Origin of the sequence: Streptococcus sp. zg-86, from assembly GCF_017639855.1 — a bacterium.
Lineage (GTDB): Bacteria > Bacillota > Bacilli > Lactobacillales > Streptococcaceae > Streptococcus > Streptococcus zhangguiae.
This window is the reverse complement of sequence record NZ_CP072115.1, coordinates 1,963,805-1,977,732: the sequence shown is the minus strand read 5'-3', so window position 1 is coordinate 1,977,732 and position 13,928 is coordinate 1,963,805. Positions and strand designations below refer to the sequence as shown.

13 protein-coding genes are annotated in these 13,928 nt (G+C 42.2%); 11 read left to right on the top strand and 2 right to left on the bottom strand.

Annotated elements, in window-relative coordinates; all coding sequences use genetic code 11:
- The 11 genes from J5M87_RS09230 (at window position 1) to J5M87_RS09180 (ending at window position 11,842) form a co-directional block, all read left to right on the top strand.
- Window positions 1-864 (top strand): L-ribulose-5-phosphate 3-epimerase, encoded by an 864-nt coding sequence (locus J5M87_RS09230; protein WP_154607568.1) that lies wholly within the window; start codon window positions 1-3, stop codon window positions 862-864.
- Window position 865: 1 nt separating this feature from the next.
- Window positions 866-1,582, top strand: coding sequence for an L-ribulose-5-phosphate 4-epimerase (locus J5M87_RS09225; RefSeq protein WP_154607567.1), 717 nt, complete (start codon window positions 866-868; stop codon window positions 1,580-1,582).
- 161 nt (window positions 1,583-1,743) lie between these two features.
- The gene (locus J5M87_RS09220) at window positions 1,744-3,435 is read left to right on the top strand and encodes a BglG family transcription antiterminator (RefSeq protein WP_154607566.1); all 1,692 of its coding nucleotides are present in this window, start codon (window positions 1,744-1,746) and stop codon (window positions 3,433-3,435) included.
- Window positions 3,436-3,992: 557 nt separating this feature from the next.
- Window positions 3,993-5,084: an L-ascorbate 6-phosphate lactonase gene (gene ulaG, locus J5M87_RS09215; protein WP_154607565.1), complete on the top strand. Its 1,092-nt coding sequence runs from the start codon at window positions 3,993-3,995 to the stop codon at window positions 5,082-5,084.
- A 121-nt stretch (window positions 5,085-5,205) separates the two neighbouring features.
- On the top strand, window positions 5,206-7,176 hold the full coding sequence (tkt, locus tag J5M87_RS09210; RefSeq protein ID WP_154607564.1) for a transketolase: 1,971 nt from the start codon (window positions 5,206-5,208) through the stop codon (window positions 7,174-7,176).
- A gap of 425 nt (window positions 7,177-7,601) precedes the next feature.
- On the top strand, window positions 7,602-7,907 hold the full coding sequence (locus J5M87_RS09205) for a PASTA domain-containing protein (RefSeq protein WP_067087181.1): 306 nt from the start codon (window positions 7,602-7,604) through the stop codon (window positions 7,905-7,907).
- 35 nt (window positions 7,908-7,942) lie between these two features.
- Complete coding sequence (locus J5M87_RS09200) at window positions 7,943-8,662, top strand: PASTA domain-containing protein (protein ID WP_154607563.1); 720 nt, start codon at window positions 7,943-7,945, stop codon at window positions 8,660-8,662.
- A 67-nt stretch (window positions 8,663-8,729) separates the two neighbouring features.
- Window positions 8,730-9,428 (top strand): 2,3,4,5-tetrahydropyridine-2,6-dicarboxylate N-acetyltransferase, encoded by a 699-nt coding sequence (dapD, locus tag J5M87_RS09195; protein WP_154607562.1) that lies wholly within the window; start codon window positions 8,730-8,732, stop codon window positions 9,426-9,428.
- Window positions 9,429-9,437: 9 nt separating this feature from the next.
- The gene (locus tag J5M87_RS09190; RefSeq protein ID WP_154607561.1) at window positions 9,438-10,568 is read left to right on the top strand and encodes an N-acetyldiaminopimelate deacetylase; all 1,131 of its coding nucleotides are present in this window, start codon (window positions 9,438-9,440) and stop codon (window positions 10,566-10,568) included.
- A gap of 73 nt (window positions 10,569-10,641) precedes the next feature.
- Window positions 10,642-11,181 (top strand): 5-formyltetrahydrofolate cyclo-ligase, encoded by a 540-nt coding sequence (locus J5M87_RS09185; protein ID WP_154607560.1) that lies wholly within the window; start codon window positions 10,642-10,644, stop codon window positions 11,179-11,181.
- Window positions 11,165-11,842, top strand: coding sequence for a rhomboid family intramembrane serine protease (locus tag J5M87_RS09180; protein ID WP_154607559.1), 678 nt, complete (start codon window positions 11,165-11,167; stop codon window positions 11,840-11,842). Before J5M87_RS09185 ends, J5M87_RS09180 begins: the two co-directional genes overlap by 17 nt.
- 67 nt (window positions 11,843-11,909) lie before the next feature.
- On the opposite strand, the gene galU is transcribed toward J5M87_RS09180, so the two are convergent.
- The gene (gene galU, locus J5M87_RS09175; RefSeq protein WP_154607558.1) at window positions 11,910-12,809 is read right to left on the bottom strand and encodes a UTP--glucose-1-phosphate uridylyltransferase GalU; all 900 of its coding nucleotides are present in this window, start codon (window positions 12,807-12,809) and stop codon (window positions 11,910-11,912) included.
- Between the two features lie 11 nt (window positions 12,810-12,820).
- The gene (locus J5M87_RS09170; RefSeq protein WP_154607557.1) at window positions 12,821-13,837 is read right to left on the bottom strand and encodes an NAD(P)H-dependent glycerol-3-phosphate dehydrogenase; all 1,017 of its coding nucleotides are present in this window, start codon (window positions 13,835-13,837) and stop codon (window positions 12,821-12,823) included.
- Window positions 13,838-13,928 lie beyond the last annotated feature (91 nt).

The window sequence follows — 13,928 nt, the reverse complement described above, 5'->3', positions numbered from 1 at the left end:
ATGGCTAGACCAATTGGAATTTATGAAAAGGCAACGCCTAAACACTTTAGTTGGCTAGAGCGTTTAGCGTTCGCAAAAGACCTCGGATTTGACTTTGTGGAGATGTCAGTAGATGAAAGTGATCATCGTTTGGCTCGTCTTGATTGGACTAAGAAAGAACGCTTAGAGCTTGTTCAGGCGATTTACCAAACAGGAGTCCGCATTCCGACGATTTGTTTTTCAGGTCATCGCCGTTATCCGCTGGGATCAAACAATCCCGTCCTTGAAGCCAAGTCACTTGAAACTATGCAGAAATGTATTGAATTAGCCCAGGATTTGGGGGTACGGGTCATTCAACTGGCAGGCTATGATGTGTATTATGAAGAAAAATCACCAGAAACCCGCGAGCGTTTCTTGAAAAATCTACGTCAGGCTTGTGATTGGGCAGAACAGGCTCAGGTCATGCTAGCGATTGAAATCATGGATGATCCATTTATCAATAGCATTGAAAAATACTTGGCAATTGCAAAGGAAATCGGCTCCCCATATCTTTTTGTCTATCCAGATACGGGAAATCTTTCTGCTTGGCATAATGACCTATATAGTGAATTTGTCATTGGGCACCAAGCTATAGCTGCACTTCATTTGAAGGACACTTATGCGGTTACTGAGACTTCTAAGGGACAGTTTCGTGATGTGCCATTTGGTCGAGGCTGCGTTGATTGGGAAAATACCTTTGCTGTTTTAAAGAAAACCAATTACCAAGGGCCATTTTTAATCGAAATGTGGTCTGAAAATTGTGCAACGGTGGAAGAAACGCGTGCAGCTATTAAAGAAGCACAAGATTTTCTTTACCCATTGATGGAGAAAGCGGGGTTACGTTAATATGCCAAAATCATTAGAAAAAATGCGTCAGCGGGTTTATGAGGCAAATTTAGCCTTGCCCAAGCATGGTTTGGTTAAGTTTACATGGGGAAATGTTTCAGAGGTCTGCCGTGAATTGGAACGGATTGTCATTAAACCATCAGGTGTGGATTATGACAAGTTAAGCCCTGAGAACATGGTAGTGACAGATTTGGAAGGAAATGTTGTTGAGGGAACTCTTAACCCTTCTTCTGACCTTGCAACCCATGTAGCACTCTATAAGGCTTGGCCTGAAATCGGTGCGGTTGTCCACACTCATTCAACAGAAGCAGTTGGTTGGGCGCAGGCTGGCCGTGATATTCCTTTTTATGGGACAACGCATGCGGATTATTTTTATGGTCCTATTCCTTGCGCTCGCTCATTAACCGCTGATGAAGTGAATACAGCCTATGAGAAGGAGACTGGAAGTGTCATCATTGAAACCTTTGCGACACGCGGCATTGATCCAGTAGCCGTACCTGGGATTGTTGTGCGCAATCATGGTCCTTTTACGTGGGGAAAAGATCCAGCGCAGGCTGTTTACCATTCGGTCGTATTAGAAGAAGTGGCGAAAATGGATCGGTTCACCGAGCAGATTAATCCTCGCGTGGAAGCAGCACCCGCCTATGTTATGGATAAGCATTACCTCAGAAAGCATGGTCCAAATGCATACTATGGTCAAAAGGAAGTGGCGCATTAACATCTAGTTGAAGGTGATAAACAAAGGGAAGAGCAAACAGTTGAACTGTCTTCCCTTCTTCCTTTTTAAAAGAGGAGTATTGTCAGCAGACCTTATAAAAAATGGTTTTCACAAGTAAAACATGTTAAAATAGTCATACTACTTAAAGGAGATAGAGGCAGATGTTGCTAGATAAAAGCAGTTTGGAATTGCTAACTTATTTAATGGGATTGACCAACTCGCAAACGGTCATGAGCATTTCACGTACCATGGGTCAGTCTAGGCGTAAAATCTATTACCATCTGGAAAAAATTAACGCCGCACTCCCTAGACATATCGATCCGATTGTGAGTTTACCACGGATTGGGATTTTGCTGACGGATGAGCAAAAAGTTGTTTGTCAGGTCTTATTAGATAATATGGATTCGTACCATTATGTCATGAGTATGGAAGAACGGATTCAATTGATGACCATCTATATTGCCATCACCTCAGAGCGTGTGACGATTGAGAAACTCATGGCCTTGACCGATGTCTCTCGCAATACTGTTTTAAATGATTTAAGTGAAATTCGTGCCCAATTAACGACAGAGCAATTCAAGGTGTATCTCTATGCAACCAAGTCTGAAGGTTATTTTTTCAAATGTCACCCGCTTAATAAAATCCAGTATATCCACTCTCTTCTCTATGAAGTTTTTTCCAATCCAAATGAAGGCTTCCTAACGATTCTAAATGAGAAAGTTCCCTATTTTGAAGGCTGTGAATTACTCTTTGCTCCAGAAATTGTCGCTTTTTTAGCAGAACAGGTGAATCAATTAGAAATTGATTTGGGTAAGAAAATCAATCATTATGAAATTGAGTTTATGCTAAAGGTTTTGCCCTACTTGCTTTTGGGATACCGTAATATGGTCTTAAAAACGAGCGAACAACATGAAATTGAACGTGAATTTGCTCTCATTCGCAAGCGTATTGAATATAAAGCTGCCCAACATTTAGCTTCTTCCTTAGCAGAGAAGTTTGCGGTTGGCTTAGATGAAATTGAGATTTCTTTGATAGCCATGCTTCTTTTATCTTATCGAAAGGATAAGGATATTCATACCAATAGTCAAGACTTTGCTGATATCAAAGCGACTTTGGAGCGATTTGTTGATGAATTTTTACGCTGTTCTGCCTTTGAAATTGACAATCGAGAGCTACTTATGCGTAATCTGGTCATGCATGCAAAAGCCTTTCTCTTTCGTAAGACCTATGGCATTTTGTCACGCAATCCTCTTACTAGACAAATCAAACAAAAGTATAAAGATTTGTTTGTAACAGTGAAAGTGGCTGCTTCCTACACTTTGGAAGAAGAATGGCTCGTTCAAATGAATGATGATGATATTGCTTATTTTACCATTCATATTGGTGGCGCCTTAAAAAATAAGCATATTCAAAGTGCAGCTGTGCGGGAAATTTATCTTGTTTGTGACGAAGGTGTTGGTGTTCAAAAATTATTTTACAAGCAATGTCAATCCTATCTTCCGGTGGATAGTATCAAGGCTGTTTTTACAACCGAGCAGTTCCACAGTGTGGAGGATATTTTAGAAATGGATTTGCTGATTTCAACGAGTGACAATTTACGTGCTTCTTTTCCAGTCTTACAGGTAGAGCCTGTTTTGACTTATGAGGATGTCATGAAAATCAATCACTTTTTGACCTATCATACAATGAAGGAGACAAGCCGGCAGTTTCAACCACACTTAGAGCAACTTCTTTCCCGTTATATTACCAAGAAATGCGATGTACAAGAAGCCTTGGTCAAAATTCAAGAACTGATTCAAGATGACCTTTTCTTAGCCACTGTAGAAGATCATTCATTGAAAGATTTATATTGATGTTACTGGGGAGAGGCCCCAGTTTTTTAAGTTACCAAATTTTTTGATTGGTACCGATATTCCTATTTTCAAGAGATTTGGTTTCAAGTTCAGCCTTCCTTATCAGAATTAGTAAAAACAGATTGTTGCGGTGGTTGATTGACATGATATTGGCTTTTTAAGCTCCAAAGATAGCCGAATCAACGGTTGATCCCTGAGCCTAGAAACCAGAGAAGCGAGTTCACTTTAGATACTTCGGGTTTTTTCCTTCTTACGATTTTGTTGCCGAATTAGCTATTGATTTTATAGGGGGCAATTAAAATCAAAGCTAGTATTGCTTGATCCTTTCTTAAAGCGTTCGGGTGTACACAATCTTTTTTGTCGTGCGTTCTTTCACTTACTGGCGAGAGGTAGTAGTATTCGGTTGAGGTGTAGTGAGTTTTCGAGGCTTTTTCGATGTTTTGAAAGCGGGTTGACAGTCCAAAACTGAACACTGGTCTGTGTTTTATTTGGTCTTTTTTTGGAGAGATGAAAGCGTTATACTGAACCTATAAAGAAGCCTATTAGGAGGAATTATTATGGCGAAAGTCAATGACATTACAAGAGAATCATGGATTTTAAGCACATTCCCAGAATGGGGGACATGGCTCAATGAGGAGATTGAAGAAGAAATTGTTCCAGAAGGAAATTTCGCGATGTGGTGGCTAGGAAATTGTGGGATTTGGCTCAAAACACCAGGAGGAGCGAATATTGTTATGGATCTCTGGTCAGCGCGTGGAAAATCCACCAAAAAAGTGAAAGATATGGTACGTGGACACCAAATGGCCAATATGGCAGGAGTTCGCAAACTTCAACCAAATCTTCGCGTGCAACCAATGGTCATTGATCCATTTGCAATCAATGAGCTAGATTATTATCTTGTTTCTCATTTTCATAGCGATCATATCGATATCAATACAGCCGCAGCGATTGTGAATAATCCTAAATTGGACCATGTGAAATTTGTTGGACCGTATGAATGTGGTGAAATTTGGAAGAAATGGGGAGTACCGGAAGAGCGTATTATCATCGTAAAACCAGGTGATAGTTTTGAAATTAAAGACATGAAGGTACATGCAGTTGAGTCGTTTGACCGGACATGTTTAGTGACGCTTCCAGTAGAAGGTGCTGATGCTCAGGATGGTGAATTAGCAGGACTTGCTGTGACAGATGAAGAAATGGCGCGCAAGGCAGTAAACTATGTCTTTGAAACTCCAGGCGGAACCGTATACCACGGAGCAGATTCTCATTTCTCTAATTACTTTGCAAAACATGGTCGCGATTTCAAGATTGACGTTGCTTTGAACAATTATGGTGAAAATCCATTGGGAATCCAAGATAAGATGACGTCTATTGACCTACTTCGCATGGCTGAAAATCTTCGTGCAAAGGTCATTATCCCTGTTCACTATGATATTTGGTCTAATTTTATGGCTTCAACGGATGAAATTTTGGCCTTGTGGAAAATGCGAAAAGAACGGTTACAATATCAATTTCATCCATTCATCTGGGAAGTGGGTGGTAAATACACCTATCCGCTTGACCAAGACCGTATTGAATACCATCATCCTCGTGGCTTTGATGATTGCTTCTTAGAAGATTCCAATATTCAATTCAAGGCCTTGTTATAACATTGTAGAAAGAAAGGGGAATGATGCGCTGGCTAATTCCCTTTCTAGCTTGTCCGCATACCGTTGCGTTATGCGGATATTTTTCATATAATAGTAGGTAGAACAAATGAAGGAGAACCTTATGTCAAACTTATCAGTAAATGCGATTCGTTTCCTTGGTATTGATGCCATTGAAAAATCAAAATCAGGCCACCCAGGGGTAGTGATGGGGGCTGCACCAATGGCTTATAGCCTATTTACCAATCAATTAGCAATTAATCCTCAAGTGCCAAACTGGATCAATCGTGACCGTTTTGTCTTGTCAGCAGGACACGGTTCTATGCTCCTTTATGCCCTTCTTCACTTATCTGGTTTTGAAGAAGTAAGCATGGATGAAATCAAGAATTTCCGTCAATGGGGTTCTAAAACACCAGGACATCCAGAATATGGTCATACTGCTGGAGTGGATATTACGACGGGTCCTCTTGGACAGGGAATTGCGACTGCTACAGGTTTTGCCCAAGCAGAGCGTTTCCTAGCAGCTAAGTACAATAAAGAAGGATATAACCTTTTTGACCACTATACCTATGTTATTTGTGGAGATGGTGACTTGATGGAAGGTGTCTCTGCCGAAGCGGCTTCTTATGCTGGTTTGCAAAAACTAGACAAGCTCATTGTCCTCTATGATTCAAATGATATTAACTTAGATGGGGAAACGAAAGATTCCTTTACAGAAAATGTTCGTGCCCGCTACGAAGCCTATGGCTGGCATACCGATCTTGTAACGGATGGGACAGATGTTGTCGCGATTAATCAGGCAATCGAAACAGCAAAAGCAGCAGGCAAGCCAGCTCTTATCGAAGTGAAAACGATTATCGGATATGGTTCTCCAAATAAGCAGGGGACAAATGCAGTACATGGCGCCCCACTCGGAGCAGAAGAGACAGAAGCAACTCGTAAAGCGTTAAACTGGAACTTTGCTCCATTTGAGATTCCAACAGAAGTGTATGCAGATTTCAAGGAAAAAGTCGCTGACCGTGGTCAAGCAGCTTACGTAGCATGGGAGCAGTTGGTAGCGGATTACAAGGCGGCCTATCCAGAATTGGCAGAAGAAGTGACTGCCATTATTGAAGGTCGCGATGCAGCAGAGTTGAAACCGAGCGATTTCCCAGTACATGAAGCAGGCTTCTCACAAGCCACTCGTAATTCAAGTCAAGATGCGATTAATGCAGCAGCTAAAGTTCTTCCAACTTTCTTGGGTGGTTCGGCTGACTTGGCTCATTCAAATATGACCTACATCAAGGAAGATGGTTTGCAAGACGACGCTCATCGCCTCAATCGCAATATTCAATTTGGTGTACGTGAATTTGCGATGGGAACTGTGTTGAACGGTATGGCAGCACACGGTGGACTTCGTGTTTATGGCGGTACCTTCTTTGTCTTCTCGGATTATGTGAAGGCAGCGATTCGTTTGTCAGCCCTTCAAGGACTTCCAGTAACCTATGTCTTTACACATGATTCAATTGCTGTTGGAGAAGATGGTCCAACGCATGAGCCAATTGAGCATTTGGCAGGACTTCGTGCGATGCCAAATTTGACGGTCTTTCGTCCAGCCGATGCGCGTGAAACACAGGCAGCATGGTACTTGTCATTGATGAGCACATCAACACCTTCAGCTCTCGTTCTCACTCGTCAAAATCTGACAGTAGAAGAAGGAACGGACTTTGACAAGGTGGCAAAAGGTGCTTATGTTGTTTACGAAGAAGCAGGATTTGATACCATTCTTCTTGCCTCTGGTTCAGAAGTCAACTTGGCAGTGAGTGCTGCGAAAGCCTTGGCAGCAGAAGGTATCAAGGTTCGTGTCGTCAGCGTGCCTTCGACAGAACTCTTTGACGCGCAAGATGCAGCCTATAAGGAAGAAATTCTACCAAATGCCATCCGTCGCCGTGTAGCCATTGAAATGGGTGCCACTCAAAGCTGGTACAAATATGTTGGTCTAGATGGTGCGGTACTTGGTATTGATACCTTTGGAGCTTCTGCGCCAGCAGCAAAAGTCATCGAAGAATATGGCTTTACTGTAGAAAATGTGGTAAAAACAGTTAAAGGATTGTAAAATTTCTCATCAGTAGATGCATGATAGGGAGTGAGACAAAAATCGGTATTTGGCAGAAATCGATTTTGTCAATTTTGCTTTCTTATTTCTAGGCTCAAGTATTAACAGTCCATTGGACTGTCCTCGCTCTCTAGTTTCTAAGCTCGGGTATTGACAGTCACTCCTCTGACTGTCAATATCCGCAAGGTTGATGCGGCTTGTAGAATGTTGATTTATCAACGTTTTACAAGTCCGACAACTACTACGTAAAACTGTTAAATCTATAAGGGAATCGGGGCTGGACACTTTTGTCTCAGCCTCTTTTTTGATCAAGGTTTTGTCTAATTTTCAAAGAGTATCAGTGATAAAATCTAGCATTCTTTCTTGAAAGTTTAGCTTGAAAAACCTATAATGGTAAGAAAGAAGATAAAAAAAGGAAATAAGGCATGTTGGAATCATGGCTATGGTTGGCAGGAAGTGCTATTCTAAATGGGATTGACCATATTGGTAAAAAAGAAGTGCCCAATGTTATCGAGTTGGATTTGGCTGAAGCTAAGAAACACCTGACAGATATGGGCTTTCGAGTCAGCGCAGTCTTGCTCAAACCTGAGCGCAAGTATGCCAAGAAACGCTATAATGAAGTCGTTGATTACAGTCCAGGTTGGGTAGAGAAAAAGGGGCTTGTTAAGATCTACTATGTGGATGAAGAAGTTGTAGAAGCGAGCAAGAAAATTGGCTTTTTCCACCGCTGATACTGGTGAGATAGATTAGGAAAAAGAGGTAGTAAATGGCGAAAAAGAAATTACCAGTCAATGGAAAAATGATTGGTGAGGTGGCGAAGATTTTGGATATTATTCCAGATACGACTCGAGTTATCGGAGAAGCTGTCCATGCTGTCGTTCCGCTAGTAGATAAGGTTTTAGAACAAAATTATGAGAAGAAAAATCGCTTGCTTCGCCTGCCTAATCTGATAGATATGAATGTCCAGGAAGCTCAAGAACATTTGGAGAGTCTAGGCTTTACAGTCAGCAAGATTCTTGCGAAACCTCAGCAAACCTATGCAAAAAAACGTGCTGACGAAATAGTTGCTATGGTTCCAAAGTCAGGGAATTTTGAGCCAGGAACCTTAGTAAAACTGTATTATGTGACTCCAGAGATTATTGAAGCTAGTGACTTGAGCATTCCTTTGCCAAACCTCATTGGCTTGTCCTTAGATGAAGCACAAGAACATGTGACAAAGATTGGTTTAAAACCCATTGGCATTCCTCTAAAAGCTCAGGCGAAATATGCCCACCAGCAAGCAAATCTGATTCTAGATATGCAGCCTAAACCTAATATGCTTGTCACTAGTGTGGCAAAAGGAAGTTTGGTCAAACTGTATTACCTAACAGAAGAAGGTTTACAAACTAGCAAACTCTTAGCTCAGACTGCTAATAGCAAGGCACTGAGTCTTCCAAGATTTGTCCAACAGGTGCCAAAACTGCTTCCGAAAAGAAAGAAAAGATAATTATTTCAAATATTCTGAAAATTTGGTATAATAGAAAGCGAATTATTTATTTGAGAATGGAGATGCTATGACAGCAACAAAAATGAACGCCCAAGAAATTATTCAATTTATTGCCCAAGCAGAGAAGAAGACAACCGTCAAAGTAACTTTTGAGGGAGAATTGGTAGCTGCAGTTCCTGAAACAGTTGTAAAACTTGGTAATGTCTTATTCGGTGATTGGAAAGATATTGCACCACTTCTTGCTCATTTGAGGGAAAATAAAGATTATGTAGTAGAGCAAGATGCGCGTAATTCAGCTGTTCCTTTGCTCGATAAACGTGCCATTAACGCTCGAATTGAACCAGGAGCTATTATCCGTGATCAAGTGTCAATTGGTGATAATGCCGTTATTATGATGGGGGCTGTCATCAATATTGGTGCTGAAATTGGTGAGGGAACAATGATTGATATGGGAGCCATTCTTGGTGGACGTGCCACAGTTGGGAAAAACAGCCACATCGGTGCGGGAGCTGTCTTAGCTGGTGTGATTGAGCCTGCTAGTGCAGAGCCTGTTCGCGTGGGTGATAATGTCTTAGTTGGTGCGAACGCTGTGGTAATTGAAGGCGTGCAGATTGGTAGTGGTTCTGTTGTGGCAGCAGGAGCCATTGTTACGCAAGATGTTCCTGAAAATGTCGTTGTGGCAGGAGTTCCCGCACGTATTATTAAAGAAATTGATGAAAAAACCCAACAAAAAACAGCCTTGGAAGATGCCCTTCGGACACTTTAGGAGATAGTCATGCTTGATTTGATTGCGATTCGGCGTGCTTTGCACCAAATTCCTGAAATTGGAATGGAAGAGTTCAAGACCCATGCCTTTCTCATGGAGACTCTTGCTACTCTCTTAAAAGATTGTTCCTTTGCCCAGATTCGAACGTGGGAAACTGGGATTCTCGTTTATTTGACAGGAACAATTGGAGAAAAAACGATTGGCTGGCGGACAGATATTGATGGTCTCCCAATTGTTGAGGAGACAGGGCTTGATTTTGCTTCGACCCATGATGGTCGTATGCATGCGTGTGGGCATGATGTTCATATGACGATTGCTCTGGGAGTGTTGGAGCAGATGATTGCCCAACAGCCTCGTCAGAATATGCTCTTTTTGTTCCAACCTGCGGAGGAAAATCTTGCAGGAGGAATGCTGATGTATGAAGCGGGAGCTTTTGGTGAGTGGTTGCCGGATGAGTTTTACGGTTTGCATGTGCGACCGGATTTGAAAGTAGGACAAATTGCGACCAATCGTGCGACTCTCTTTGCCGGTACTTGTGAGGTGAAGATTCGCTTTATTGGACGTGGTGGTCACGCGGCCTTTCCTCATACGGCAAATGATGCCTTGGTGGCTGCGAGTTATTTCATCACGCAGGTCCAATCGGTGGTTAGCCGAAATGTCGATCCAATTGAGGGGGCGGTTGTCACTTTTGGCTCCATGCATGCGGGAACAACCAATAATGTCATTGCAGAAACTGCCTTTTTGCATGGAACAATTCGCTCTTTGACTCAAGAAATGAGCTTATTGGTCCAAAAACGAGTGCGAGAAGTAGCACAAGGGATTGCTGCTTCATTCGGTCTTGAAGTTGAGATTGAATTGAATCAAGGTGGTTACTTGCCTGTGGAAAATAATCCACAATTGGCTGGCGAGTTAATGACTTATTTTGAGGCAATTCCTGAAGTTGAAGTGATCGATTGTCCCCCTGCTATGACAGGGGAGGATTTTGGTTATCTACTCAGCAAGGTGCCTGGTGTGATGTTTTGGCTAGGAGTAGATACTCCGTACCCTCTGCACAATCCACGCTTAAGTCCCAAGGAAGAAGCCATTCCTTTTGCGGTTGAACATTTGGTAGCGTTTTTGAGATATAAGGTAGAAGAGTAAGACATCAAGAGAGCCAATCCGTCGGTTTACTGCCTATTGGATTGGTTTTTATCGTTGAGAAGGGGAAATAGAAATGGAAAAAGAAGCCATCCGTAAGGAAATTATTGCTCGATTAAAAACTCTGTCCAAGCAGGAAATCAAAAGGTGGAGTGAATGGTCCTGTCAAGCGATTTGTAGTTTATCAGCCTATCAAGAAGCCGATACGATTGCAACTTTTTTATCCATGCCACATGAAATGGATACCTCATTTTTGATTCGTCAGGCACAGCTGGACGGAAAGAAGATTGTGGTTCCAAAAACCTATGGTAAGGGGCGAATGGTCTTTGTTCCCTATGATGAGAATGACTTGGTTCTCAGTTCTTTTGGCGTTTGGGAGCCACGTTCAGATGCAGCTCTTGATCCGTCAGAGATTGATGTGATACATGTTCCAGGACTTGCTTGGAATCAGGCAGGCCATCGGATTGGATACGGTGGTGGATTTTATGATCGCTATTTGGCACAATTTCAAGGAATGACAGTGAGTACCCCGCATGATTTTCAACGGTATGAGTTTAGAGAAGAAGAGTTTGATCAAGCGGTGAGAAAGGTTTTATATTATGAAACAAATGATTAATACACGCCATCCTGTGACCAATGGCCTATTGTTGCTGACGGCGGTGGTGTTTGTGGCTATGCAGATACTGCGGTTTGGTCAGGCAACGACAGCGCAGACCATTTATGATTTTGGTGGTATGTATGGGCTGATTGTAAAAGTGGATCCGACCCAGTTATGGCGCTTGATTTCGCCCATTTTTGTTCATATTGGCTGGGAGCATTTTCTTTTTAATAGCATGACTCTTTATGTTTTTGGTTATCAAATGGAAGCTATTTTCGGCTCAAAGCGCTTTTTTCTACTTTATCTTCTAGCAGGAGTGATGGGGAATCTATTTATTTTATTTTTAACCCCCAGTGCGGTAGCGGCGGGGGCCTCCACTTCCTTATTTGGCCTGTTTGGAGCTATGGTTGTCTTGCGTTTCCAGAGTCGTAACCCATACTTACAGCTCTTAGGACAACGCTATATCGCTCTGTTGCTCCTTAATCTTGCATTAGGCTTATTCAATCCAGAAATCAGCCTAGCTGGTCATGTCGGCGGTGCTGTGGGTGGTGCTATTGCTACTGTTTTCTTACCGACTACTAGTGAACCTTATCTCTTTACACATCAGCAAAGAAGAATGGCCTTGGGAGTTTATCTTCTTTTAGTAATTGGCTTAGTTGCCATTAGCCTTGGCCTATAAAATGAGAATAGAAAAACACGAGCACTCCTACAGATAATTTGCTGTTAGAGTGTGTTCGTGTTTTTTTCTATTTGGTATCGTCTAGTTTTTTGCCTAATTCAATCAGGTATTGTTTGAGGTCATCTTTGACCTGCGGGTGTTGTAGGGCGTAGTCAATGGATGTTTTCATGAAACCAAATTTGTCGCCAACATCATAGCGGTCTCCCTTAAATTCACGAGCAAAGACACGTTGAGTCTTATTGAGTGTATCAATGGCATCTGTCAGCTGAATTTCGTTTCCGGCACCTGGTGCTTGGTTTTCTAAAATAGCAAAAATTTCTGGAGTCAGGAGGTAGCGCCCAATAATGGCTAGATCAGACGGAGCTTCGTCAGGAGCTGGTTTTTCCACAAAGGTATCCACGCTGTAAAGACCGTTGATTCCTTCCCCTTGCGGTGCAATGACACCATAAGCAGAGACTTCTTCATGAGGAACAGGCATGACAGCAATAGTCGAAGCATGGGTTTTCTCGTAGTCGTCCATTAGTTGTTTAGTCAATGGTACAGCATTTGGATTGGTAATATCCATTAAGTCATCACCTAACATGACAACGAATGGTTCATTTCCGACAAAGGCTTTGGCTTGTAAAACAGCATCTCCTAGTCCACGTGGATAACTTTGGCGAATGAAATGTAAGCGAATAGCAGTTGCTTCATCTACTAGTTTTAAGAGATCATTTTTCTCTTTTTCTTTCAGATTGTATTCCAATTCAAAGTTGGAATCAAAGTGATCTTCAATTGAACGTTTCGCTTTATTGGTGACAACTAGGATGTCTTCAATTCCAGACTTTAGCGCTTCTTCTAGAATGAATTGTAGCGTTGGTTTGTCTACGATTGGCAACATTTCTTTTGCCAAGGCTTTGGTGGCAGGTAGGAAGCGAGTTCCCAAACCAGCGGCTGGAATGACAGCTTTTCTAACTTTTTGTGTCATATTTTTCTCCTTTATGACCATTCATTTTCCTGACGGAATTCGCTAGACATGATTTGTTTAATGGCTTCTTCGATACTAGCTCCTTGATAGATGACACTATAAATCGCCTGAGTAATCGGCATGTAAACTCCCAGTTCTTGTGCGAGCTCATAGGCTACCTTAGTGGTAGAAATTCCTTCGATAACCATACCCATATTGCGTTCAATATCTTCTAACTTTTCACCACGTCCTAGTTGGTCTCCAGCACGCCAGTTCCGTGAATGGACAGATGTTCCTGTTACAATCAAATCACCAACACCAGACAGGCCACTGTATGTAAGGGGATTGGCCCCCATTTCAACTCCTAGTCGGGTAATTTCGGTCAAGCCACGCGCAATAATAGCTGCCTTGGCATTGTCTCCATATCCAAGCCCGTGAAGGGCACCTGCTCCGACTGCAATGATATTTTTCAATGCACCAGCCGTTTCCACCCCGATGATATCATTGTTGGTATAGAGACGGAAGTAATGGTTACTAAAGAGTGTTTGGACATATTGAGCGACTTCTAGGTCTTTGGATGCTGCTGAGATCAGCGTTAAATCGCGAATAATGGTTTCTTCTGCATGGCTTGGACCAGACACGACAACTACTTCGCTCCGTAATTCAGCAGGAATTTCTTCTTCTAAAACTGTCGATAAACGCTTGTGGCTTTCTGGCTCGAGACCTTTGGAAGCATGCATCACTACCACCTTGTGGTCTAGGGTTTCAGCGACTTGTTTTGCAACTAAACGCATGACCTTAGTGGGTACGACCAACAGCACAGCATCAACACCGTCTAAAGCCTCGCTTAATTCTTTGTAGGCTGTGATAGCAGAATCTAGGACGACATCTTTGAAATAACGCGTATTGGTATGGTGTTGATTGATTTCGTCGATTTGTTCAGGGATATTTCCCCAAATACGGACTTCGTGGCCATTGTCGTTAAGGACCTGCGACAGGGCTGTTCCCCATGATCCTGGGCCGAGAACGGCAATTTTTTGTTTGTTCATCTTGCTTCCTCTCTGTGGGAGTAATCCTGTTTTTATTTTATCATATTTAGGAAAAATTTGCATAGGCAATTCCTTTTGAGGCTAGCAAAAA